This is a genomic window from Paenibacillus sp. VCA1 (assembly GCF_031583795.1).
GTDB classification, from domain to species: Bacteria; Bacillota; Bacilli; order Paenibacillales; family Paenibacillaceae; genus Paenibacillus_AQ; species Paenibacillus_AQ albilobatus.
This window is the reverse complement of record NZ_JAVLSX010000010.1, coordinates 213,312-237,955: the sequence shown is the minus strand read 5'-3', so window position 1 is coordinate 237,955 and position 24,644 is coordinate 213,312. Positions and strand designations below refer to the sequence as shown.

Sequence of the window (24,644 nt, the reverse complement as noted above, 5' to 3'; positions counted from 1 at the left end):
CGTATGTATGCCCGAAAGTATGATCGAACGGAAGGAGTTTACCCATCATGCCAAGACTGATCAGCAAGCCGCAGGCCGAGCCGGGACTGGCTCGGAAAATCACTTTATCATCTCAAGCGCCGCCAAAGAGGAGCAACGTCGGCAAAAAAATCAAGCGGCACTGGCAGCTTTATCTCGTATTGCTGCTGCCCGTCCTGTATTTGATCATCTTCAAATATATACCGATGGCCGGCATTGTAATCGCATTCAAAAATTATAACGTCATCAAAGGCATCTGGGGCAGCGACTGGGTCGGACTTAAATATTTTCACCAGTTTTTTGAATCGCCGAATTTTTGGCTTTACATCAAAAACACGCTCGGCATCAGCTTCTACGGCCTTATCGTAGGCTTTCCCGCACCCATCATTTTGGCGCTGGCGCTGAACGAGATCCGAAACGGCATTTTCAAAAAAACCGTACAGATGGTCTCTTATGCCCCTTATTTTATTTCCACGGTCATCATGGTATCGATCATTATCGTAAACCTGACGCCGCATGTGGGGATGGTCAGCAAGTTTTTCGAAATGCTCGGCGTAAGCAATACGAATTTTATGGGCATGCCGGGCCTTTTCAAGTCCATCTATGTATGGTCCGATGTATGGCAGTTTACGGGATATGGCGCGATCATCTACATCGCTGCGCTTTCCGGCGTGAATCCGGAGCTGTATGAATCGGCCAAGGTGGACGGCGCATCCCGCATCCAGAAGATTTTGCGCATCGATATCCCAAGCCTGGTTCCCGTCTCGGTCATCCTTCTCATTCTGAACCTGGGCAACATCATGAAATTAGGTTTTGAAAAAATATATTTGATGCAAAATCCGCTGAATTTAAGCACCTCGGAGGTCATATCCACTTATGTCTATAAGGTTGGTTTGCTTGGGTCCAGTTTCAGCTTCTCGGCGGCCATCGGTCTGTTCAATTCGGTGATCAACCTGATTCTGCTTATCACGGTCAATTACATTGCCCGAAAACTGTCAAGCAACAGCCTCTGGTAGTCATATTCCGATTTTATGAATTAGAAACGCACAAGCACCAAGAAAGAGAGGAGATCTTATGTCGAAAGGAACCGCTATTCGCGAGTCCAAAGGCGATCGCCTATTCGTTGTTTTCGTCTACCTGTTTTTGACGCTGATCCTTGTTATTGTGGCGGTGCCCCTTATCTACATATTAAGCTCGTCCGTCAGTTCGCCCCAGGCGGTTACGTCGGGCAAAGTATGGCTTTTTCCGGTGGATTTTACGCTGGACGGCTACAAAGCGGTGTTCCGCAATCCGCAAATCGGCGTCGGTTATTTGAATTCGCTTTTTTACACCGTCGTCGGCACGGTCGTTAACGTGGCTCTGACCATTATGCTTGGTTATCCGCTGGCCAAGAAGACCCTTTACGGCCGCAGCTTTTTTATGGTTTTGCTTGTGATCACCATGATGTTTGACGGGGGGCTGATTCCTTATTATCTCGTCGTCAAAGACCTGCATTTGCTGGATACCCGTTGGGCGATGATTTTGCCGGGAGCGATGGGCGTATTTCAGGTCATTGTGGCCAGGACGTTTTTCCAAACCACCATTCCGGATGAATTGTCGGAAGCGGCGGAACTGGACGGATGCAGCGATTTGCGGTTTATATTCAGCATCGTTCTGCCGCTGTCCAAACCGATCATTGCCGTGATGACGCTGATGTATGCCGTCGGACACTGGAATGCGTATTTTGATGCTTTGATCTTTTTGCGGTCGCCCGACTTGTTCCCGCTTCAAATCATTCTCCGCAACATACTCATCCTGAATACGGTTGATGCCTCCATGATGGCGAACGTCAACCAGATGCAGGCGCAGCAGGGGCTTAAGGATTTGATCAAATATTCGCTTATCGTCGTTGCGAGTGCACCGGTCCTTATTATTTATCCTTTTGTGCAGAAGCACTTCGTCAAAGGGGTCATGATCGGTTCGTTGAAGGGCTAAAGACGGCTTCCACGCCGCCGTAACTGCTTAAAGGGGGTGATGCTGTCCGTTTTGCGGATAAGCTCGAGGTTCGGATATCATAAAAACAAAGTTTTTGCCCGGCAAAACCATGATGATGAATGGGGGAAAAGTTCGATGCAAAAAAAGATTGGAAAAACATGGCTAGGCACCATCAGCTGCATGTTGGCTTGCATGCTTCTTCTCAGCGCCTGCAGCGGCGGCAAATCCGCAGGGCCGGAAGCTTCCGGCGATCAAAAAGACAATAAGCCTGCGGAGCAGAGCGATGTATTTACGCCGGTCGGCACCTATCCGATCGTGAAAGAGCCGATGACGATCAAAATGTTTGCGCCGCAATTTGCGACGATCGAAAACATGGATACGAATTTGTTTACCAAATATCTTGAAGACAAAACGAACATCAAAATCGACTGGGATTTGGTCCCGGATAACGCGTTAAACGATCGTAAGCAGCTTATGCTTGCCAGCGGCGATTATCCGGAAGTCATTTTGCACGGGGGGCTGACCAAGGAAGAACAGATGAAATACGGGCAGCAGGGAGTCTTTATCCCGCTGAATGATTTGATCGACCAATACGCTCCCAACATTAAAAAAGCGATGCAGGATCTACCCTACATGAAGGCTTCGATTACGGCGCCTGACGGCAACATCTACGCTTTGCCGCAGGTCAACGAATGTTACCATTGCGACAATGCGCTCAAAATGTGGATCAACAAAGCATGGCTTGATAAATTAGGCCTGGCTGTTCCAACGACGACGGACGAATTTTACAATGTTCTGAAAGCGTTTAAGGAGAAGGATCCGAACGGAAACGGCAAACAGGATGAAATTCCGTTAACGGGCTCCGACGAGATGTGGGCAGGCAACGTTTCGGCGTTCCTCATGAACTCATTTATCCTCGATGACTATGTCGATAAAGATTCGGGAACGTTCCTCCGCCAAATCGACGGTAAAGTCGACTTTACGGCAAATAAAGAAGAGTGGAAACAAGGTCTTCTTTATCTCAATAAACTGTACAAAGAGGGATTAATCGATCCGGCGGCCTTTACCCAAAACGCCGACGCCGTTCAGCAGATGGCCAACCGCGAGCCGGATAACGTCATGGGTACCCTCACGACGGCATTAATCAGTTACGCCTACAGCATGGACGATAAAGCTCCGCGCCATAAGGACTACGTTGTCGTGCCGCCGCTGAAAGGCCCGAACGGGGTTCAACAGACGCTTAATTTTGCGGGGATCGGAAGCTCCCAGTTTGCGATTACGAATAAAGCGACAAAAGAGCAGCAGATTGCCGCGATCCGGTTAGCGGATTATTTATACACGGAGGAAGCCATCGTTCTGGAGGAAAACGGCCCCGAAGACAAAGGGTGGCGGAAGGCGAAAACCGGAGAACTTGATTTCAACGGTGAGCAGGCGAAATACGCCTCGATTCCGAAAACGGACAAAAAGCCGACCCATAACGACGGTTGGGAGCAAATCGGTCCATCCCTTCGGACTTACGCTTACCGCGCGTCTTGGGTAGCACCGCAGGACCCGCTTGCACCGGACGGCTACGGCACGCGCCTGAACCAGGTTTCCAAGGAGTACGAACCGTATCACTCCAAGGAGCAATATCCAAACGGCTTGTTCATAGCGCTTGAAGATGCCGAGATCGCAGCGCAGATCAAAACGACGCTCGTCAGTTACGTAAAATCCAATATGGCCCAGTTTATTACCGGCTCCAAGGATATTGACAAAGAATGGGATTCTTACGTAAAAGGGTTCGATGGGCTTCAATTGAGCCAGTACCTGGAAATCTATCAAAAAGCGCTGGATGCCAAAAAATAGACGACGCAACGAAACCTGACGAAGGTCTCATCCCTTGCGCGGTCGCGATTGATGGCGTAAGGGGTGAACTTTGAATTTTTTGGAAAGCAGGTGTAAGGAAAATGACGGTGCTTGCTAAACCATCGCCGCAGCAGCTTGCATGGCAGGATCTTGAGCTGGGGATGTTTTGCCATTTTGGCATCAACACGTTTTGCGATCAGGAATGGGGGGAAGGGACGGATTCCCCGGAGCTTTTTCATCCAACGGCGTTTGATGCCCGGCAATGGGCCAGAACCGCAAAACGTGCAGGATTCAAATATTTGGTGCTGACCGCCAAACATCATGACGGCTTCTGTCTGTGGCCGACGAAAACGACCGATTATTCCGTGAAATCAAGCCCGTGGAAAAACGGGCAGGGAGATGTCGTAAGGGAAGTTGCCGATGCTTGCAGGGAAGAAGGACTAAAGTTCGGGTTGTATTTATCGCCTTGGGACCGGCACGAACCTTGCTACCCGGATCAGGAGGCATACGACGACTTCTATGCGGAGCAATTGACGGAACTTCTGACGGGTTACGGGCCGCTTGTCGAGGTATGGTTCGATGGGGCGGGCTCTCAGGGCCGGGAATATGACTGGCCGAGAATCATCGGACTGGTGGACAAATATCAGCCGGAAGCGATGGTCTTTAATATGGGAAGGCCCACGATCCGTTGGGTAGGCAATGAGGACGGCGTCGCTCCATACCCTTGCTGGAATACGGCAACGACGGCGCGGGAAAGCATGTTCACCAGCGATATGCTGACATGGATGGAGGGAACTCCTTCCTGGGTGCCTGCCGAATGCGACGTCCCGATCCGCAAAAGACACTGGTTCTGGCATCCCGACGACGAAGCGAGCTTAAGAAGCTTGGAGGACGTACTGGACATTTATTACCGGTCGGTCGGCCACGGGGCCACGCTGTTGTTGAACATTTCTCCGGATAACCGCGGGCTTCTCCCTGATGCTGATGCAGCGCGAGTCATCGAATTCGGGGATGAAATCCGGCGCAGATTCGGGCAGCCCATCGGCCAGACGCAGGGTGAAGGTACGGAGCTGCTACTCGCCTTGAACCAAATTCAGCCCGTGAATCATGTTGTTCTTATGGAGGACATCGCTCAGGGGGAACGCGTTCGGGAGTATGTTCTTGAAGCTTATATCAACGGCCATTGGGAAGAGCTTGTCAGGGGAAGCGCGATTGGGCATAAAAAAATCGACCGTTTTGGCACGATTGAAACCGACGCGTTGCGATTGCGGGTGCTTGCAAGCGTAGAGAAGCCCATGCTCCGCAGCTTTGCGGCTTATTACGTTGATTAAATCTTTGAATATCATGTCAAAACCTGAATCCTTCATGGATCAGGTTTTTTATTGGTCTTCATGATGCTTGAACTGCATGTATGATGATTCCTGGCTCCGAGCTTGATCGGCTTTGGGCGGGTTTTTACTACATATAAATTGTTCGTTTTTGTTTTCGTAGCCTCACGATTGGTCAAAGTGATGAAGTCAAAGCATGTGAATAGGTCACCCAATTCGGAAGCTCCGGACTGTCGACAAAGTGTCGGCAGTTTTTTTGTATCTTCTTTATCGATGCCGGTAAGCTCCACGTTCAGTTGATCCAGGCAAGGACATTAGGCTTGATCGGCACGGGGTTCAGCAGAAGGGACAGGATGGATCCCGACAGAGTCAACCGGCGACGGCGAAGCAAGAATTTGTCTTTTTCATAGACCTCGGCTTACATGGTGAGAATGTTTCGGTTGTGCCCTTCAAAATCATTGACAAACAGAGGTGATGATTTGTAATATAACGATGTAAGATAAATTTAACTAAGTTAAAGAAGGGTGAAATGATATGAAATCACTATCTGTAGTTATTATCGGTGGCGGTATCGGTGGACTTGCATTGGCACAAAGTTTGAAAAAAAATCACATTGATTTCCATGTTTGTGAACGTGAGCATGCAGATCATTTTGTTCAAACAGGCTATCGAATCAAAATAAATGAAAATGGATCCAATGCGCTGCGGTTTTGTCTTCCTGAAAAACTTTACGATCTCTATATGGAAACATCCGTAATAGGACCGGCACACCCTGTCTTCTTGGATCCGGTTTCTTTGGAACCCACGGGCGAACAGCACCCCATGTACAATAAAGCGGAATCCTCGCCATCCGTAAACCGGTTTACCTTTCGTGAAGTGTTGCTTGGCGAACTAGGCGACAGGATCAGCTTCGGATACCGATTTACCCATTATGAAAGATTGGAAAACGGACGCTTAAGAGCGTGGTTCGATAATGGGGAGCATATGGATGCGGATGTCCTGGTTGGGGCTGACGGGGGAGGCTCCAAAGTCCGGCAACAATACAAACCTTGGGTGAAAATTTTCGATACGGGTGGCAGGGCTCTTTATACCAAGGTATTTCTGGATGAGGAGCGGAGAAAGGAACTGAATATGCTCATCGGGGATGGCAGCATGAGAGGCCTCCTAAATCCGGAAGGAGATGCTCCGGTTTCCCTTCTTCTTGAAGAGATGGCTTTCAAGCCGAATATTGAGCAATTACCGGCATCCATGTCCCTAAATGTGAAGATTTCTCCTCAACAGGATTACCTGTATGCTGTGTTTGCGTGCTCGCCCGAGTGGTTCGGGATCCCTGACGAGCAGCTTTTCCAATTGAACGGGTTCGAATTGTTATCCTTTACTCAAGAGAAAACCAAACACTGGCACCCACAAGTAAAACGGATGTTGGAACTGGCGGATCCCGAGAAAACGGCTGTTTATCATCTTCGTAACGTTCTGCCGTATAAGCCTTGGAAAGAAACGACCCATCTCGTTTTGCTGGGAGACGCCCTGCATCCCATGACACCGGCAGGGATCGGCGGGAATGCGGCACTCTTTGATGCCTATGAGCTCTCGAAGGAATTAATCAACGTGAAAAACGGGGGAAAGGAACTTTTGGCCGCTTTACGCGATTATGAAGTGAGTGCCATTGAACGGGGGATGAGGGATGTACGGCTTTCTTCGAAAGCAGGAGAAAGGATGTTCAACCAAAAGCCGTTGCCCTCTGAAGATGTAGAATTGGAGGAATAACTATATAGAGTATAATAAGCATATAAGAATTTTTGGAATGGAGTTGGAATGTTTTTATGCCTAAACGCAGGCCACATATCAGCGAAGAGAAAATCATTGCAGCCTCATGGAAGCTTCTCTCCGACCAAGGAATCGAAAATTTTACGATGAGAAACCTCTCCAAGGAATTGAATGTTCAAGCGCCCACGATTTATTGGTACTTCGAGAGTAAGCAAGTCCTTTATCAAACGTTGGCCAACCTGGTTTCAAAAGAAATCATAAGCGATCTCCCCAAGCAAGGAGACTGGCGAGAAAGGCTTCAACTAAGCGCAACGGTTATTCGAAGCAAGCTTCAGCAATTCCCTTGTTCCGGTCAGCTTCTGATGAAGTCAAGGCCAGAGGCTGACTTTATGGAATTGTTCGAATGTCTATTGCAGATGATCGAACCTACCTCGTTGACGGATAAACAAAAATTTTCATATACGACCCATTTTTTTAACTACGTCATCCATTTTGCCGTTGAAGAATATGAACAACGTATGTTGCAGATATCGTTAGAGGAGGATCATAACGAGAATACCCATGTGGATCTTTCGCAATTTGCATTGCTTCAACGGATGCACGAAGAAGATATGTTTAAATTAATGGGTTCTGATGAACTTTTTAATTCCGGAATCCTTTTATTACTTGATGGAATAGAGCAGAGGGTTAAAAATGTTTGAAGAGAACGGCCCTTCTCCGTACGACCGCCAATAGGCTCCACCAAAATCTAACACAAACGGCAGAGATGCCGTTTTTTTCTTTTATTCCATAAATATGATAGAACTGGGGGCGATCCGGTGGTAATATCGATTCATACAATAGAAAGTTGAAGCTGACCGATTTTTTTTCATAGATAGCAAAGGAGCACTAAATGAACAATCCGATACATATTCTCGTTGCCGAGGACGATAATGATATCAGTCGATTGCTTTGCAGCATTATTAAGAAAAACGGTTATATCCCCCAGCCGGCTTACTTTTTGTTTGATCGGTTCTATACGGCAGACCGTGCCCGATCCGCCCAAACATCCGGGCTTGGTCTTCCGATCGCCAAAAGCCTGATGAACAACATGGGCGGCACGCTGACGGCCGAACTGAACTGTGAAAAGCTGATGCTCGTCTGCCGCTGGAAAAAAGCAAAAAGGCAGTGAAACCGCCGACAGCTGTAGGGCGAGTCGCTGGCAGCAATATGTTAAATACATTTTAAGTTATTTTTCTAACTTCTCTATCAGGGGCTCTAACTTTATAATGAATTCAGAACGGGGTTCCTTTTTCAAAAACAGTTTATTTATTTTGTTGTCTATTTCAAATTGTAAAAACCATGAATTGTTAGTGCCTATTAGGTTTAGTAAAGGATAAGGTTTGACGATTTTGTATTGACCTGATGATTTTTGGTAGTTGACTTTGGAGATAAGTGTATCTCCCCAGTAACAATAGGCATGTATTGTATTTGGAACCGTTGTTTTTTGATTAAGTTTAATAGGAAGTTCAAAAATCTCAAAAATAAGTCGGTTTACGAAATACTTACCTTTTTCTTCGGGCAATAGTATTTCTTGGTTGTTTTCCATTTCTTGAATTTGTAAAAAATTTTGAGGGTCAATTCTAAGATAAATATCTAATTCTTTTGTCTTAGCATGATAATTTATTAAGGGTTTCGAGCGGATCAGGGATGGAGTAACTCCAGCGAAATAATTGTCTACGTACTCTCTAACTATTGATTCGGTTGGAATGGTAGTTCGGATCTTTAATTCATGATGAATACTAGGAAAAAGGTATGTGTAGACAGCAGGTATGATAAAAATCAAAAGGAAAACTTTTTTAAAGATTGTCTTGTTTGTGCTTCTAAATAGTAGAAATAATGAAATGAGTAAGGAAATTATAGGGAAAATAAAATAAAAAAACGGCAAAAGAGGGAACATAATCATCATTGGATAATGACCGGAAAGTAGAAGTAATATCATCCAAATAATTAACAATATACTTAACGTCTTGATTGCTGATTTTTCAATTTGGGTTTGTTTTTTCAGATGCTATTCCTCACTTTCAAAAAAACTACATAAAAGAGCAGATTTGAAAGGCCAATATTCTACAAATAGTTATGATAGAGTTATTATTCTTTTTTATTTGAAGATTTATAAGGTAGGTTTAGCGTTAAAATGCCTTTTTCCAATACCCTAAGGTAATATCATTTTAGGTTTTCTTTTATTTCTTTAAGTAATTTAATAACTTCTTCATCGTGCCTTTTTGATCTGTTTATATGTCCTATGATACTAAACGTAGTAAGTGCACTTAGAATGAGTAATAAAAGACCAATAAGTTGGAGCAAGTCTTCTTGCATTTATATCTCTCCTTTTAGAGATTAATAATCTGATTATAACATTTTTATACTTTGCCAATGTTTCAATAAATGGAATTAATAACTAACATTTCAGCCAGGAGGGCAAGTACCTATACCGAAAACGAAAAGAAATGATTGAGCGAAGCTTTATTGATGCGTAAGAACACCACGGGTTTCGCTACTGCCGTTTACGCGGGCTGAATAACGTGAGGGAACAAGCCTTGATGACAGCGGCGGAGCAGAACATGAAGAAGATAGCGATCCGCCTTGATCATTTGTAAAAGTCGGGTCGGGGTAATCTAATCACTTTCCAAATTTTGTGACTCCTAGGAATAAAAAGAAACCCTATTCCTCTTTAAAAGGCAGGGTTTCTCACAGTCCGAAGGGTATAAACCCTATTTCAATTCCTTTATGGTGGAGGATTCAACCGCTTCCTATCTAATTAAGACAGGACACCCCAATGCTAATGATGATTTATCCGTTCGCACGAAGCGCCAACAAGCGTTTCAGGTTATCATCAATAAACTGATTGTCGCTACTATTGATTCCGCGGCCGGCAAAATGGCCCCAGACCGACTCGATCGGTTTAAATTCAGCATTAGGTATACGCTTTGCCTCGTATTCGTTATCGTCCGCCGGGCAGAAGAGATCTGTGCTTCCCGGCATGACGCAGGCTTGCGCTTTAATGCTCCCCAGCGCCTTATCGAAATCTCCGTTGTAGGCGGGGTTTGCACTAATATCTGCATGTTGGCCCGTCCATAACATGGCTAGCACATTGTGCGGATCCATCTGCATAAAGCTATTTTCCCAGACGCCGACCATAAAATCCTCCAAGGAGTCAAATCCCATCTCACGATACAGTTCCTCTCTGTAAAACGCGGAAGATACGCCCCATCCAGCATAGACACGGCCAACGGCGCGCATGTCTGCGGAAGTCAACTGGTTCAATTTGCTTGAATCGAAGCCGACTGCAGCCATGAGCGGAGCTTTCATTCCTTCCAGAACCACGTATGTTTGGGGCCAAGTCTTGGCGACTCCGGCGAAAGGCGCAATCCGTTCCACCATGTCGGGATAACTTGCTCCCCATTGGAATGCTTGAATGCCTCCCATGGACCATCCAACGACGAGAGCGATCTTTTGAATGCCGAATTTTTCGGTTACCAGCCGATGCTGGAATTGAACGTTGTCATAGATCGTTACCTGTGGAAAATTCGCCCGGTCGAATGGCGAAGGCGTGTTGCTGGGAGACGAAGATAATCCGTTGCCCAGCAGATTTGGAACGATGATGAAATATTGTTCTGGATCCAGTGCCATGCCGCTTCCAATCAACCATTCATTCTGAACATGCTGGTCGCCAAAAGCCGTTGGATAGACGATGACATTATCCTTTTTTTCATTCAATCTTCCATAAGTCTTATAAGCCAGAAAAGCGCCCGGTAATGTCACTCCCGATTGCAAGGTTACGTCGCCCAAATCAAAAATCTCATAATCCATCGTGTTGTCTCTCCCTTCAAAATGAACCATACATTAAGAATGTGTTTCTTGTTGTTAGTATAGATCTGTGATACTCTCAATAAAAGTGAATGTTTTTCATACTAGTATTCAATAATATTGAAAGCAGAAGGGGGACCGTATGATGGAATTGCGCCAACTGATTACGTTCCGCACGGTTGCAGCAACTTTAAATTTCAGTCGGGCTGCGGAAGCGTTGAACTACGTCCCCTCTAACGTCACGATGCAAATCAAAGCATTGGAGGATGAGCTAGATGTTCGTCTCTTTGACCGCTTGGGGAAGCAGCTTGTTCTCACGCATGCGGGTGAACGCTTTTTAACCCAGATCCAAAGCGTTCTGGAAAAATTGGACGAAGCTCGCACCGTCGTTCACGACAATGAAGTGCTAAGCGGCACCCTAACGATCAGTGCCAACGAGGTGATTTGCGCCTATCGGCTTCCGGCTGTCTTTCAACGATTTCGTTCGCAGCATCCGGGAGTCCGTCTGATCTTCCGCTCCGTTCCCAATCTGGAGCTCAAACAAGCACTATTTGAGGGAACTGCCGATGTCGTCTTTATGCTGGACGAACCGATTCGCTCAAGTGGACTTAAGGTAGAGCCGTTGGTGGAGGAAAATTTCCGCCTTTTCGCCGCTCCGGACCATCCGCTCGCCAAACGAACGGTGCTGCGGCTGGATGATTTTCACGGAGAAGTGTTCCTGACGAATGAAAAGGGTTGTCCCTATCGAACGATGTTTGACCGGTCATTTGAGAAAGAGGGCATTGATAGTATTACGTATTTAGAGTTTCAAAGTGCGGAAGCCATTAAACAATGCGCCATTTCGGGAATCGGCATTGCCTTTCTTCCTGAAATCGTAGTGGAAGCCGAAGTTGAACGGGGCGCACTTGTTGCCCTTCCATGGCAAATTCCGGACCTTCACGTGTATACGCAGATGTCATGGCATAAAGACAAGTGGCTTTCGCCCATCATGTTATCTTTCATAGAAGCGGCGAGGGAGGTTCTCCATATCCCTACTGCACCACTTTGACCGTTTTTTGCACCACTTAATATCATAAAATGCACCACCAAATACCATAAATTACACCAGATCGATATGTGAACCTGACGGAATCATGAATTTCGTCAGGTTCTTTCTGCATTCTGGCTCTTGTTGAATCAAAGCAATTTAATTAAAAATAAAGTTATTTAATCATTTTGTATAAGTTTACTTTACCTTTGTAAAAGATTAATTTATAATTTGATTCATGAGGTGATGGTCATGAAGAAAGATTTTGGTGATTCGATATCAAATAAGGTTTATGAATATCGTGTACTTGCCAGAATGTCTCAGCAAGAATTAGCAGAGAAAGTCGGGGTTTCCAAACAAACCATCTTCGTCATGGAAAAAGGAAATTATGTTCCAACATTGCTGTTAGCATTTCGAATTGCCGAATTTTTTAATGTTGATGTAAATGATATTTTTACTTATGTGAAAGGAAGTGATCATAGTGATTAATTTTTCTGATATCTCTAACGCTTTTTTAACCCGTTAAAGTCTTGGGCTGAACAATCACAAGGAAATTGGAATCTTCTCATTGTTAGCGGTTTTGTATTGGTTTTTGTCGGAGCTATTCTAACATACGTACTACACAAAAAAATGGGTAAAGCTGATGAAAGAACAAAGCAAATATCTTTAAATAGTGCCCTTATAGTGTTATGTGTAGTCATTTTATGCGACGTGATTTTCCCGAAAGAATATATGTGGCAGATCTTCTTCTTATTTAAATATTCTCTTGCATTCCTTGCTTCAGCAATCTATCTAGCAGTTCGATATAAAAAAGACTTTTTTTAACTAAAGAACGAAACAGGAGGACCTGAGCAGCGGGGCGCAGCGACATCATCCGCTGTGTTCCTTCGTTCGCTCAGGATGACGATTGGGATTACCGTTTATGCAAGGGTTTTTCTGTTGCGTTTCTATTCCAGCGTTTTGGTCAGTATAAAATCGATTTGCTCTTCATCGCCCATATAAAAAGAGTGAGCCCCCGTTCGAACAAAACCCATTTTTTCATAAAACGTTATTGCGTTCTCATTCTTTTCCCAAACTCCCAGCCAGACCGTCTTTTTGTTTTGGTTCCTGGCTATTTCTACCGCTTTGTTTATGAGATCTTTCCCAAGCCCCTTTTTTTGAAATTTACGTCTGATATAAATCCTTTCAATTTCGAGCGACTCAGCACCCATTTTTTCGGTTTGGGCATCATTCATATTTACCTTTAAATATCCGGCTAATTCTTCTTCGAACCGGATGAAAAAGAACTCCGAAGAGGGGCTGGACCATTCCTTTTCCAGCTGTTTAGGGTGAAACGCCCTTTCCAAATAAGCTTTCATATTTTCGGGTGAATTCTGATCTTTAAATGTATCGTTGAATGTTTCAATGCTTATTTCTTGGAGTATTTGCAAATCCTCATGTTGGCATTTTTTTATCTTTACGGTCATTTAAAATACAGCCCCTTTATAAAATCAATAATTTCTCTTGTTCCCCTTTTTGACATATTCCCAGTCGACTTCGATGTTCATTCTCATTCTTTGAAGAAAATGAAAAATGGTCTCCGCTTCTTGTTCGGAAAATCCGGCCAGGGCGACACGATTCGAATGATCGTTTTCCCTTTTGATAAAAGGAAAAACATGTTTCCCTTTTTCAGTTGGAAAAAGCTTTTTTATTTTTTTGTTATGTTCATCGTCTTTTTTTTCAATAAAGCCGTTCATTTCAAGTTTTTGGATCGCCCGGGCTGCGGTCGTTCGGTCCACTTTAATCATTTCGGCCAACTTCTCTTGAATGATGCCCGGGTTTTCACATATTCGGACAAGGTACAAATACTGACCTTTGGTAAGGTCATATTCTTTAAATTCTATATTGCTGATCGAATCCAATGCCCTGGCGATCATTCCGATTTCACGCAGAATTTCCTTCATGGTGCGCCTCCATCCCTTCCTTTTGTTAACCGGAACCTTTTATAAATATTATAGCATTTTTGTTGCAAATGCAATAAAAAGAAACCACGGGACGTATCACCGGGGCAATGTGACTCCGATGCTGAGGCAGCAGATGTTTTTTGGAAAAAGGCTTTTCTATCAAAATCCCTTGTCTATCAAGGGATTTTTGTTTTGCTTAGTCGATTTTGCCCTCAAAAATACAATGTTTCTGACTGGGACTGGAAAACGGTATAAATGTTTCTTCCGTAGGAAATGCTACGGTATAATCTTTTGACGGGTTGGTGATAGCAGATGAAAAAAACACCGCAGCAATTGGAAACCAAACAACAGGATCTGTCGCTATCGTTGGACAACCTTAAGGACATTTTTCAGGATTGCGACGATATTGTTTTCCGGCCTCTTGAAATGGACGACGTTAGAGGAACGTTTATTTTTTTCAAAGATATGATCGCAGATCAGGCTCTTTCCGAAATACAAAAGGTTATTTTTAATTTCTTACTGGAAGGATCCGCTAAGCCCGAATCTTCAACTCAATTGCTCAAGGCGTTGAACAGCAGATTTGTAACGGGCAAAATCGCACAATCCAACGAGACCTCAAGTATCATCAACGATATTTTGGACGGCAACGCCGTTTTTCTTCTGGAAGGAATGGATTCGGCGTTTGTGTTCCAAACGGCGGATACCAGCGGAAGATCCATAGAAGAACCACCTACCGATCAAGTCGTGCGCGGTCCCCGTGAAGGCTTTGTCGAACAATTGGATACAAACATCAAATTGATTCGGCGTAAAATCAGCACCCCCTCGTTAAAAGTGCAATATTTGACCTTGGGCAAACAAACGAAAACCCGTTTGGCGCTTATGTATATTCAGGGAATTGCCAATGAGGGGATCGTCGAAGAAGTTCGCCAGCGTATCAAGCGCATTGAGATCGATTCCGTCCTGGGAAGCAACTACATCGAAGAAATGATCGGGGATGCGCCGTATTCCCCATTCCCAACCATATATAATGCCGAACGTCCGGATCGTATTTGCGGCGATTTGCTCGAAGGCAAAGTCGGCATTCTATTAGATGGGACCCCTTTCGCCTTAACGGCACCCGCTCTTTTTGTTGAGTTTTTTCAATCCAACGAAGATTATTACGACAGTTTCTATTCAGCGTCCATCATCCGTTTGGTTCGTATTTTTGGCGCGCTGATCGCACTGCTGCTTCCGGCTTTTTATGTGGCTGTATCGACGATCCATCAAGATTTGATCCCGACCCCTTTTCTTATCCACATCGCCGGGTTTCGGGCAGACCTGCCTTTTCCGATTGTCGTGGAGGCGATATTTATGCAAATCACTTTTGAGGTGGTAAGGGAAGCCGGTTTGCGGATGCCCAAAGCCATTGGCAGTGCGGTCACCATCGTCGGTACGTTGGTGATCGGCGAGGCAGCCGTACAAGCAGGAATCATAGGATCTTTGATGGTCATTATCGTCGCGCTCACCGCATTGACGACGTTCGTCTTGCCCAACTATAAATTTATGCAGGTTTTCCGGTTCGGCAATATTCCAATGCTGATTTTAGCAAGCTTGTTTGGCTTAATGGGCATCATTGTCGGCCTGATGTTCATCCTGGCCCATTTATGCAGCATCCGTTCCTTCGGTGTTCCCTACCTGTCTCCGATAGCTCCGGTATCAAAGGGCTGGAAAGATGTTTTCATTAGAGCCCCGTGGTGGTCCATGGAAAACCGGAATCCGGTTTTGTCCGAGAAAAATGTGCGGCGTGGTCATTTGAAGCCACCTTTGCCTCCCAAAAAATGAGGAAATATGGAGGATAATGGAGGGGAAAGATGAGACGATTCTTCCGATCGCAATGGCTAGGAAAGCTTGTTCTTGCTTTGACTATCATGAGTTCCATCAGCGGCTGTTGGAGCAGCTATGAAATCAACAATTTGGCGATCGTCACCCTGCTTGGGATTGACCTTGACGAGAACGGCCAGTTTAAAATGAGTGCATTAATCGTCGATCCGACGATGATGAACTCGGGAGGTCAAGGGGGCGGAAAGATGGAATCCCCGTTTTTGATCGCTTCCGCAACGGGAACGAATCTATTCGATTCCATACGCAAAATCTCCAGTACAATACCTAAAAAAGTATATTGGGCTCATTTGCAGGCGATTATTTTCGGATCTGAAGCCGCAAAGGATAAAATGATTCCGGCGCTTGATATCCTTGCAAGGCAGCATGAATTCCGAAAAAATATCGATGTTCTTGTTTCGAAAGGCAAGGCGTCGGACATTATCGGCATGAGACCCAATTTGAAATCGGATATGGGGGCTGAAATACGCGGAATCATTCGGCTTAGTCCCAAAACGTCCTTGACGATGGTGAGCGATATCAGTCGCCTCACTCAAGACATATCCAGCGATAGGACTGATCATATTACGGGGGAAATTAGTCCGTCCATGGAAAAGGGCGTTGAAATCATCAAAAGCAACAAAACAACGTCCGCAGTGAGCATTCGGGGAACCGCCGTATTTAAACAGGATCATTTTGCCGGTTGGATGGATCAGAAAGAAACCCGCGGCGTGCTGTTTTTGCGCGACAAGGTCAAAGGCGGGATTGCCAAAGTACCTTGCAGACGTGACCCCTCCGGCATGGTAAGCCTGCAATTTTCAAACGTAACAACGCAAAAGACTCCGATGATCGTCAATGGACAGCCGGAAATGAAGGTATCCATCGATGTAAAGGCAGATATAGACGAAATCACATGTCCTGACTTTCACCTGAGTACCCAGGAAATTCAATATTTAAACTTGAAACTGAAGGAACAAGTCATCGAATACGTCGAAAAAGCGCTTCAGAAAGGACAAAGGCAATGGGGAACCGATATATTTGAATTCGGGGACGTTATATACAAAAGATATCCGAAGGAATGGGCGAAATTGAAGCCTAACTGGAGAATCGACGGTTTAAAGAATATGAAAGTCCGGCTGGATGTTTCAGCCCATGTTACACGTTCCGGTTTGATTTCAGATCCGCTTCAGGCGGAAGAATCGAGGTAACCATGAGAATCATTATGGGTATCATTGTTGTTTTGTTTGCCGCCGGGTCGGTTGCATTTCAAACGTATTCCTTGATCCGGGGCAAACAAATCAAAGCCGCAATCGTTCAGGCCGCCATCATGGCTGCAGCCGTTACGGGGGCCTTCATGGTCATTTACAACGTTTCCGTTCCATCGCTGGCTAAGCTCATGACCAGCATAATTCCTTGGTAAGGGAGAGTTCATCACATGATTGAGTCCGGTAAAATCAGCAATGTTCAAGCTGCGATGTTAACCATTACAAACCTTACGATTATGGGACATTTGATTATCCTTTCTCTGGTTTTTAACCAGAGCAGGCAGGACGGCTGGATTGCAGGGATTATAGGATCATGTTTGGGTCTCATCGGAATTGTGGGACTGACGAAACTGAGTCAGCGGTTTCCGGGGTTGACATTGGTCGAGATTTTATTTTATCGCTTCTCCTGGCCGGGAAAGGTATTGGCGGTGATATATCTTGCTTATTTTTTGGTGATGGGAATATTGGCCACGCGGTTATTTGCCGAAACCTATAAAGTCATCATGCTGGAAACGCCGCTTACCTCGTTTGTGATCATTATCGTTCTTTTGTGCGCGTATATCGTGTTTTTAGGACTGGAAACGATGGCAAGGATGAATCAAATCATGCTTCCCATCCTCGTCATCACTGCCATGAGCCTCGTTTTTTTAACGATAGGAAAAAAGGATTATACCAATTTGCTTCCTATTATGGCAAAAGGATTCGGCCCCGTCGGATTAGGTTCGTTAACGGTAATGGGGTGGTTGGGCGAGTTCGCCGTGATGGGGATGATCCTGCCGTATGTCAAACATCCGAAAAAGCTGCTTTCATTTAATGTTGCGGCGGCTTTTATCAACCTCATTTTTTTTCTCGGGCCGATCACCGGCCCCATTGCGTTGTTCGGCCCCGAAGAAGCGGCCAGAATGTCGTTTCCGACCTTTTCCGAGATACGTTATGTCCAATTGGGCAACATCCTGAGCCGATTTGACGCGATTGCCGTTTTATTTTGGACCGTCGGCCTGATGTTTCGCATTTCGGTGTTTTATTATGGACTATGTCTCGGAACGGCGCAAATTTTAAAGTTTAAAACATACCGTCCGCTGATCATACCTTTCGGATGGCTGATCGTGGTCGGCTCGCTTTTGTTCGCCAGCAACTATGAAGAAATAAAAAACTTTTTGTTCCGGAGTTATGTTCCGGTCAATCTGCTGATGGGAGCGGCCATCCCGATTATTTTGCTCTTTTGGTCCTTGGCGTTTTTCAAAAAAACGGGCAGCAGGCGTTAAACGGCAGGCGGAATATGACAACAAAAGAGAGCGGAAACGAATATAATGGCCCAGGCGGGAATTCCTGATTTTGGGCCTTTTGTATGTTTTTTTCATGAGAGGATTGGGTTATTGAATATATAGGGGCAGAGAGGAAGCATAGATGATCATTTGAAATGGAGGTATCTGAATGATACATGTTCAAGCGCTGAACCCTATGAAAAGCAAATTTAAAATGCTCGTATCCGCAGTTCTCGCCGTTCTTGTTTTTGGATTGTCCGTCATGCCCGCATTTGCGGCCACGCCCGGGAAAACCGTCAATGCTTCGGCAAAGCTGGCCTACAACCTGAAAGGACTTCATCACAACTTGGCCGTTCAGAAAGCTTATATTGCTTCAAAATACGTTTACGTCACCCAGCGGTCCGGGGGAAACGTCTATCTGTCCCGACTGCTCATCAATGGGAGTGACGCCACGTACGTCGACGAGATGACCGTCACCAACGCCGGGCATGGCCAAACCCTCGATATGTACACTTACAACGATGCGAACTATTTTTATTTCAGCTCCAAAGCGGATCCTTCGACCGATTACCACTGGTCGCTTCAGGTCGCAAGGCTTCAATATTCGGCAGGCAAAACCGTTGATTATACCGATCTGCACCGCTTTACCTACATGAATTACGCCAATAAGACCGGTGCGAGATTGGGCGAGACATACCGCGTCGACGGCGGGGGCAACAGCACTTATACGGTTTTCCGCGTCCAAACGAAAGAAGGCACGGTAACCTGGTCCATTTATGACACGGCGGCATTAAATAAGCTTTTGGACAGCAATGAACAAGTGCGCATGGATAGCGATGCGGCGGTACGCGCCTGTGTCGCCAGCTTTACGCAGTCGGGAAGCGGCATCGTCAGACCGAACGGTTCTTTCCAAGGCGCCGATCTGCTCGGAAAAACGGAAATCTATACGTCAGGCGGCGCGGAAGGCGATACTCCGCAAATTGCTTTGATGTCAAACACAGGCGCGTATAAAACCCTTGTGAATATTACAAACGTGGGAAAACATGAAATCGAAGGCGTGCAGACGAAGGACAGCAACGTCTATTTTACGATCGTGACCAACCCGACCGACAAAAAAAATACGCAGAAAGTGTATTATGTTGCGGATAGCGTTTTTCATTGACGTGGGAGGTTTTCCAGGGTAACATTCCCGGCATCGCCACCGGTTTATATGCTTGACCCGTACCGCGGGGACGGAGTCCGGGGCAGTTTTCGGCCGTGAAATAGCCCCGGCTTCCTTCAGGGTAAATCAATCTTTGTAGCTCTTTTTGTAATGGCTAAGCGCCAGAAGCGGCCAAATATAGCGGTAGCTGTGGTAATGGGAATAAAAGCTGCCGGGAAGGCCGGCGCCCGTCGGATAAGCGGATTTCCAATCGTCTTCATGCAACGATGCGATCAGTCGAAGGATTCCTCGATCCATATCGGGGGAGCGCTCCGGATGTACGGCGATCAGCGCGTCAAGCGCCCACGCCGTTTGGGAAGGGGTGCTTGCCCCGAGCGGGACGTAACGCATCAACCGGTCGCTTTGGCAGGATTCGCCCCAGCCCCCGTCCGGGTTTTGTATGCTCCAAAGCCATCGGCTTCCTTTTTGCACCGTTTCATGGTCTGCCGGCAGCCCGGCAGCCCGCAAGCCTGTCAAAGCGGCCCATGTCCCGTAGATATAACAAACGCCCCATCTTCCGTACCAGGACCCCTCCTTTTCTTGATGGCGAACCAGCCATTCCGTTCCCCGTTTTACCCAATCATGTTTGACGTCAAGCCCGGCAAAACGGCCGAGATATTCCAACGTTCGTCCTGTGAGATCGGCCTCCGACGGATCGATGGCCGCCGATTTGGCGCCGTCGATCGCAAGCCAGGCCAGCAGCTCGTTGTCGGTGTTTTTTTCGAAGGCCGGCCAGCCGCCGTCCCGGTTTTGCATGGATATAACCCAATTCAAGCCGCGGTTCCACGAATCCCGGTATGCCGGGTCGCCATGGGACAAGGCGTGGATGGCCCGCAAGGCCGCCGTGGTATCGTCCACGTCCGGATTGATCGTGTTGGACTCCGAAAATCCCCAGCCGCCGGGCACCGCGTTCGGATTATGAACGCTCCAATCCGCCGTTTGATGCTGTTGCTTGGACTTTAGGTACGAAGCCGCATGCCGCACCGAAGCGTCGCCGGCCGAAAGCCCGGCCTCCTGCAAAGCGTAGGAGATGAGAGCCGTATCCCAAACGGTGGAGGGAGAATTTTGGATCGTAGTTTTGCCGCCCAAACGGCACTGCATGGCGGTCAGTCCTTCCACGGCGCGCACGATGACCGGGTGCTTCGGTTCGTACTTCAAGGCAAGGAGGGCAAAGATCATAAGAATCGTGCTGCTGGCGTAGCTGTACAGCGTGCCGTCCGGTTCGATCCGCTCGAGCATGTACTGTTCGGCTTTGTTCGTTGCAGCTTCATGAATAAAACGCGGGGTGCCGATCAGCCTCGATAATCCGGATTGAATGTCCTTTTGCATGTCCCGGTATTGCTGAGGCAGAGGTTCCTCCGCGTCTTCGCGCGAAACCTTGAGATCGGAAAGATCGGGCGCATCGGCCGGCCTGATCGAAAAACGGCGATCCGCCATGATCAGCATCGGGGTGAGATGAACTCTGGAGTAACCGGAGAAGTCGAAATAATTGATCGGAAAATAGCTGGGGAACAACAGTATTTCCAGCGGGATCGCGGAAATCGATAAAGGCCATTTGCGCTGGCCGGTTGCGGCGAGCATCGCTTTCGTCAAAATGCCGTTTACTTGGCCGAGCCCGCCTTTGGAACGGATGTAACGTTTGGCTCTCTGAATCGGCTCGTCCTCCGAATGGCTATAGCCGGAATAGAGCAGGGCGTAATAGGCTTCCACCGATGCGGACAAATTCCCCTCCTTTTCATCGGGGTACAGCCTCCAGCAGCCGTCCTCCTGTTGTTCGTTCAGGATGCGGTCATGCAGCTCCCGGATGATCTTTTCATTGGGGACGTCCAATATTCGCAAAAGAATGATCATGTAGGCGTCGATCGCGATGCCGTTTTCGAAGCAAAAATGCCAGGAACCATCCTCCCGCTGCCTTTTCGTCAGGAAATCCGTCAGCTCCCCGATGGCCTCGTCGACCTTGATCAGCATGTCGTCCATGGCTGAGTCCCTCCGCCGTTGTCGTTTTTAGCAGTATATGACGGCATGAAAACGGAAATGAGGATACTCCCGAAATACGATCGGATTTGCTTTATTTGACCTATGCATTGATGGCCGTTGCCGCTGCAGACCCTATAGCATTCTCTCAGGAATGGGACAGAAGATGGACGAATAACGGTTTTTTATTACCGTCGAAATCAAGTGAAAAAGCTTGGATCATACGAATCCACGGGAGGTTTTGTCGAAAGTGTTGTAATAACATATATAATATATTAAATATGATATTAGGGGACTCATTTTATGGTTCGTTCGTTGCGGCAGACCGGGGAGGTGAACGGGAGGTAAAGCGCCGAATGATTGCCCCCGCCATTTTACGATAAGACGAGGTGGATTCATCGTGATCCGAAAGAAGCCGATTGTTATAAGTCTTGCCTTATTATGCACCCTGTCGTTGTCAGTGGGCGCGTCCGCGGAACCGGCTGCGCAGCCGCAAGGTCAGGCGCATACGATTTCATGGCCCGATCAACAGCAGCTCCCGACCTTCGCCAAGGTCAAGCGGCTGGAGGTTGCGGACATCTACGACGCGCCCGGCGATATCAAACTGCTGCTTTCCACCCTGCAAGGCATCGTGAATCGCAAGGAGCCGCGCATCTATCTGATCGAAAGCAAGGAGGAAGGCAAGCTCACTTGGCTGAACGATTTGGAGGTTCCGTTTACGCTGCATGACGATTACTGGGACATTGTCAATGCATTCAAAAGCGAGGCGAAGGGGGTCATCGTCTACGATCCGCAGCTGCCGGATTCGATCAATGTGGCGACGACGCTGGCCGGGCTGAAAAACGCCGTCGTGGCAAGCCCGGAATTGGCGCAGAAGCTGGCGGCCGCACCGTATCATTTGCCTGTCGTCGATGACCTGCGGGGCCGCTTCAAGGATCGTGTGGACGCATACAGCTGGCAGTTTGACCATTTATGGGGCGAAACGACGCATCGGATGCTGATCGGATTAAGCCCGGACACCTCCATCCGCCTTCCGGAAGGCAATTTCGCGTCTTTCAAGACGATTGCCGAAGAACCGACGCAGGAACGCGACGCCAAAAACCGCAAGGAATACGATCTCGATTTGTCGGGGTTCCTGGGCAAAGAGTCGGTTTACCTGCGCTTTGAGGACGCTTTTCCGCAGGACGGCTGGGGACCGGCGGTGCATGAAGTGACGGTGAAAGCGGACGGGCAGGTCATTGCGCATTTCATCCCCGGCACGGCGGAAGAAGAACCTTATCTTTACGACCGGAACAACTCGCAGCTGTCGTCAGGCAACAACGGCCACCGTTTCGCCGACAACGGGCGTTATTTCGTCTATCAGTTTAGCGCTCCGGCCGGAACGAAGCAGCTGACGGCCACCGTCGACATGTGGAATCAGTTTAAAATTTCGGCCAGCAATGTAAAGCCGGTTTCCTCCGATGCGAAAGAACCATACGGATTTTTGCGCGATTACGCCGTTGCGAACAAAGCCGCGGTGTTCTGGCTTGATTCGAACGTGCCGCAGGAAAGGGAGCTGTTCGAAAAGATGATGTCGGACGTCAAGCCGGGAACGCCTTATTTAGGCTGGTTCAGCAACGACGTCGCCGGGGAATTCAGCGGCGTTGAAATTACGTCGAGACATGGCGTATACGTGCTCGCGGCGGATTATTTCGGCAACATGACCGTCTTTTCCGGAACGAAAGCGAAACAAGCCAATCCGAAACCGGTCAAAACGCCAAAGCTGGAAAACAAAATTTATGTCACCTATACCTTTGGGGAAGGGGATAACCTCCAGTACAACGAGCACCGGATGCGCGTTCTCTGGGATGACCCCAGCCGCGGGAAGGTGCCGATCAACTGGACGTCAAGCCCGCTGCTTTACGACGCCGCTCCAACCATGTTGAACCATTACCTGGAAACGGCGACCGCAAATGACCGGCTCGTCGCCGGACCTTCCGGGGCGGGATATTTTTATCCGAACGCCTGGCCGGACAACTCGTTCGCTAGTTTCCTGAAGCAGACTTATTCCTATATGAAAAAAACCGGCATGACGATCCCGTACGTGCTGAACCGGGTGGACGGCCAAAACTTGCCGCTTAGCGAAACGAAGGCGGCCGCTTACCGCGATGAATACCGCGTTCCCGGCCTGATGCTGATGTATGACAACCCGAACAGCGTCGAAGTGTTGGACGGAGGCCTTCCCGTATCGACGCTCCGCGAAATCAGCACCGTGGCAGACGGCAAAAAGGTGCTTGCCGACGCCAAAGCGAACTGGGACGGCAACTCCCCGCTGTTCGTATCCGTCGCCCTTCTGGCATGGAACATGACGCCTACGCAAGTCTACGAGTTGAACAGTTCGCTTGGACCCGAATACCAAGCCGTGACGGCAGACCAGTATTTTGCGCTCATCCGCCAAGCGAACGGCTTACCGGCCAAACCGTAAAATAGCCGTCTAAAGCGCGCAAGAGGGGACGGCCCGATCAGTGTCATTTAGTTAAGGCGCAGGGCCAAAAATCAAGAACAAGAGCAGGTTATCGAAAAGATAGCCCGCTCTTTTTTTTGAACGAAAAAGAGAAAAAGGGCTTGACAAGCAGTTTGAAATGCGTGGCCAAGCCCTAAGGCTAAAGCTTGCGACGACATCACATCAATCTTTTTCATAGCATGGCGCGATCGCTCACTGGGCGTAAGTTCGTGTTTTGATGTTGAGCTAAGCTTTAGCGGGTCTGTAGGTTAGCAAGAGGGAACCAACCTTAAGTGTTTTGACGTCCACGAGATGGAATTCCATCTGCTCATTAAGATCGTCAAACAAATGCTCCCCTACGTTGACCACAACCGGGTGCATAACGATCTGATATTCGTCAATAAGATTTGCGTTTGCAAGTGATCGCACAAGCGTTGGACTACCGAAAATAACAATGTCGCCACCGTCGCCATTTTTTAGGTCTTTAATTTGCTCTTCTATATTACTGCCGGTCAATGGTTTTGGGGCTTCAAATTCTCCCCATTTTAGATTTTCGTGTGGGCGGGCGCTTGTTACAACGAGTTTGTGGGCGTTGTTTATCTTATCACCCAGGCTTGAACCTCGAGTATTCGGCCACTTTCTAGAGAGGTCTTCGTAAGTTCCGCGGCCAAGCAAAATCGTATCCGCTGTCTCAAAAATATTTAATAGATACTGAGAACCTTCCTCAATGCCAGCGCTATTTCTCCAGACCGCCCAGTTGGTTTTGTCCTCGCTTGGGTCGCCAGTGACAACACCATTAATCGTACTGTGAATGAATAGAATGATTTTCCGCATGAACTATCGTCCTTT

The 24,644-nt window shown here is 47.3% G+C and carries 21 protein-coding genes and 2 pseudogenes; 17 read left to right on the top strand and 6 right to left on the bottom strand.

The features are described from left to right. Window positions 1-47: 47 nt before the first annotated feature. From RJP21_RS22685 to RJP21_RS22655, 7 genes are all read left to right on the top strand, one after another. A complete protein-coding gene (locus RJP21_RS22685; protein ID WP_310861324.1) occupies window positions 48-1,034 on the top strand; it encodes an ABC transporter permease in 987 nt (328 codons plus the stop codon). A gap of 58 nt (window positions 1,035-1,092) precedes the next feature. Then, window positions 1,093-1,992 carry a carbohydrate ABC transporter permease gene (locus tag RJP21_RS22680; RefSeq protein ID WP_310861323.1) on the top strand — a complete coding sequence of 300 codons (900 nt, stop codon included), beginning with the start codon at window positions 1,093-1,095 and terminating at the stop codon, window positions 1,990-1,992. A 135-nt stretch (window positions 1,993-2,127) separates the two neighbouring features. Further along, on the top strand, window positions 2,128-3,837 hold the full coding sequence (locus RJP21_RS22675) for an ABC transporter substrate-binding protein (RefSeq protein ID WP_310861322.1): 1,710 nt from the start codon (window positions 2,128-2,130) through the stop codon (window positions 3,835-3,837). A gap of 101 nt (window positions 3,838-3,938) precedes the next feature. Then, entirely contained in the window at window positions 3,939-5,168 is a 1,230-nt protein-coding gene (locus tag RJP21_RS22670) for an alpha-L-fucosidase (protein WP_310861321.1), read from the top strand. A 531-nt stretch (window positions 5,169-5,699) separates the two neighbouring features. Next, on the top strand, window positions 5,700-6,932 hold the full coding sequence (locus RJP21_RS22665) for an FAD-dependent oxidoreductase (RefSeq protein ID WP_310861320.1): 1,233 nt from the start codon (window positions 5,700-5,702) through the stop codon (window positions 6,930-6,932). Between the two features lie 56 nt (window positions 6,933-6,988). Next, complete coding sequence (locus RJP21_RS22660) at window positions 6,989-7,633, top strand: TetR/AcrR family transcriptional regulator (RefSeq protein WP_310861319.1); 645 nt, start codon at window positions 6,989-6,991, stop codon at window positions 7,631-7,633. Between the two features lie 191 nt (window positions 7,634-7,824). Further along, entirely contained in the window at window positions 7,825-8,103 is a 279-nt protein-coding gene (locus RJP21_RS22655) for a sensor histidine kinase (protein WP_310861318.1), read from the top strand. Window positions 8,104-8,160: 57 nt separating this feature from the next. Here RJP21_RS22655 and RJP21_RS22650 read toward each other — a convergent pair whose 3' ends face one another. Next, window positions 8,161-8,928, bottom strand: a complete 768-nt coding sequence (locus tag RJP21_RS22650; protein ID WP_310861317.1) for a hypothetical protein — start codon at window positions 8,926-8,928, stop codon at window positions 8,161-8,163. Window positions 8,929-9,391: 463 nt separating this feature from the next. Between RJP21_RS22650 and RJP21_RS22645 the strand changes: the two are divergent. Continuing rightward, window positions 9,392-9,571, top strand: a pseudogene (locus RJP21_RS22645) (transposase); the annotation flags it as partial. A 193-nt stretch (window positions 9,572-9,764) separates the two neighbouring features. On the opposite strand, the gene RJP21_RS22640 reads toward RJP21_RS22645, so the two are convergent. After that, the gene (locus RJP21_RS22640; protein ID WP_310861316.1) at window positions 9,765-10,784 is read right to left on the bottom strand and encodes an alpha/beta fold hydrolase; all 1,020 of its coding nucleotides are present in this window, start codon (window positions 10,782-10,784) and stop codon (window positions 9,765-9,767) included. A gap of 142 nt (window positions 10,785-10,926) precedes the next feature. On the opposite strand from RJP21_RS22640, the gene RJP21_RS22635 reads away from it, so the two are divergent. The 3 genes and pseudogenes from RJP21_RS22635 to RJP21_RS22625 all read left to right on the top strand — a co-directional run. Beyond that, window positions 10,927-11,829, top strand: a complete 903-nt coding sequence (locus RJP21_RS22635; RefSeq protein WP_310861360.1) for a LysR family transcriptional regulator — start codon at window positions 10,927-10,929, stop codon at window positions 11,827-11,829. Window positions 11,830-12,060: 231 nt separating this feature from the next. Continuing rightward, window positions 12,061-12,297, top strand: a complete 237-nt coding sequence (locus RJP21_RS22630; RefSeq protein WP_310861315.1) for a helix-turn-helix transcriptional regulator — start codon at window positions 12,061-12,063, stop codon at window positions 12,295-12,297. A gap of 24 nt (window positions 12,298-12,321) precedes the next feature. After that, window positions 12,322-12,633, top strand: a pseudogene (locus RJP21_RS22625) (DUF2178 domain-containing protein); the annotation flags it as partial. A 122-nt stretch (window positions 12,634-12,755) separates the two neighbouring features. On the opposite strand, the gene paiA reads toward RJP21_RS22625, so the two are convergent. Continuing rightward, window positions 12,756-13,274: a spermidine/spermine N(1)-acetyltransferase gene (gene paiA / locus RJP21_RS22620; RefSeq protein ID WP_310861314.1), complete on the bottom strand. Its 519-nt coding sequence runs from the start codon at window positions 13,272-13,274 to the stop codon at window positions 12,756-12,758. Window positions 13,275-13,298: 24 nt separating this feature from the next. Further along, window positions 13,299-13,751 (bottom strand): MarR family winged helix-turn-helix transcriptional regulator, encoded by a 453-nt coding sequence (locus RJP21_RS22615; protein ID WP_310861313.1) that lies wholly within the window; start codon window positions 13,749-13,751, stop codon window positions 13,299-13,301. A 312-nt stretch (window positions 13,752-14,063) separates the two neighbouring features. Here RJP21_RS22615 and RJP21_RS22610 point away from each other — a divergent pair, with 312 nt between their 5' ends. The 5 genes from RJP21_RS22610 (at window position 14,064) to RJP21_RS22590 (ending at window position 19,300) form a co-directional block, all read left to right on the top strand. Next, window positions 14,064-15,572 carry a spore germination protein gene (locus RJP21_RS22610; RefSeq protein WP_310861312.1) on the top strand — a complete coding sequence of 503 codons (1,509 nt, stop codon included), beginning with the start codon at window positions 14,064-14,066 and terminating at the stop codon, window positions 15,570-15,572. A 29-nt stretch (window positions 15,573-15,601) separates the two neighbouring features. Continuing rightward, window positions 15,602-16,816, top strand: a complete 1,215-nt coding sequence (locus RJP21_RS22605) for a Ger(x)C family spore germination protein (protein ID WP_310861311.1) — start codon at window positions 15,602-15,604, stop codon at window positions 16,814-16,816. Window positions 16,817-16,830: 14 nt separating this feature from the next. Continuing rightward, on the top strand, window positions 16,831-17,028 hold the full coding sequence (locus tag RJP21_RS22600) for a hypothetical protein (protein WP_160043303.1): 198 nt from the start codon (window positions 16,831-16,833) through the stop codon (window positions 17,026-17,028). A 15-nt stretch (window positions 17,029-17,043) separates the two neighbouring features. After that, window positions 17,044-18,138 (top strand): GerAB/ArcD/ProY family transporter, encoded by a 1,095-nt coding sequence (locus RJP21_RS22595; RefSeq protein WP_310861310.1) that lies wholly within the window; start codon window positions 17,044-17,046, stop codon window positions 18,136-18,138. Window positions 18,139-18,307: 169 nt separating this feature from the next. After that, window positions 18,308-19,300 (top strand): phage baseplate protein, encoded by a 993-nt coding sequence (locus RJP21_RS22590; protein ID WP_310861309.1) that lies wholly within the window; start codon window positions 18,308-18,310, stop codon window positions 19,298-19,300. A 126-nt stretch (window positions 19,301-19,426) separates the two neighbouring features. Here the strand turns inward: RJP21_RS22590 and shc are convergent, their stop codons facing one another. After that, entirely contained in the window at window positions 19,427-21,316 is a 1,890-nt protein-coding gene (gene shc / locus RJP21_RS22585; RefSeq protein ID WP_310861308.1) for a squalene--hopene cyclase, read from the bottom strand. Window positions 21,317-21,713: 397 nt separating this feature from the next. Here shc and RJP21_RS22580 point away from each other — a divergent pair, with 397 nt between their 5' ends. Beyond that, a complete protein-coding gene (locus RJP21_RS22580; RefSeq protein WP_310861307.1) occupies window positions 21,714-23,777 on the top strand; it encodes a GxGYxYP domain-containing protein in 2,064 nt (687 codons plus the stop codon). A gap of 264 nt (window positions 23,778-24,041) precedes the next feature. Here RJP21_RS22580 and RJP21_RS22575 read toward each other — a convergent pair whose 3' ends face one another. Next, window positions 24,042-24,629 carry a dihydrofolate reductase family protein gene (locus RJP21_RS22575; RefSeq protein ID WP_310861306.1) on the bottom strand — a complete coding sequence of 196 codons (588 nt, stop codon included), beginning with the start codon at window positions 24,627-24,629 and terminating at the stop codon, window positions 24,042-24,044. Window positions 24,630-24,644 lie beyond the last annotated feature (15 nt).